The sequence below is a fragment of the Stenotrophomonas sp. HMWF003 genome, assembly GCF_003061285.1.
Lineage (GTDB): Bacteria > Pseudomonadota > Gammaproteobacteria > Xanthomonadales > Xanthomonadaceae > Stenotrophomonas > Stenotrophomonas maltophilia_AP.
Genome location: NZ_QAIW01000381.1, coordinates 17,463 through 17,694, shown reverse-complemented (window position 1 = coordinate 17,694; position 232 = coordinate 17,463). Strand labels below are relative to the sequence as shown.

The window sequence follows — 232 nt, the reverse complement described above, 5'->3', positions numbered from 1 at the left end:
CCGGCCCGGTCACGTTCACCTATGAGGTCTGCCTGCCCGCGCCCGACAGCGCGCAGTGCAGTACCGCCACCGCCACCATCAACGTCAACGCGGGCACCCTGGTGGCACGCGACGACGACATCAGCGCGACGCCACTCGCCCCCGGTGGCACCAGCGCCAGCAGCGTGCTGGTCAATGACACGCTCAACGGTGTCACCCCGCCGGCCGCCGCCAGTGTGCTGCTGAGCCTGAT

Annotated in this window: 1 protein-coding gene; it reads left to right on the top strand. The window is 70.3% G+C overall.

The features are described 5' to 3' along the window. A partial coding sequence (locus DBR34_RS21855; RefSeq protein WP_219928317.1) for a hypothetical protein occupies positions 1-232 on the top strand: 232 nt, incomplete at both ends.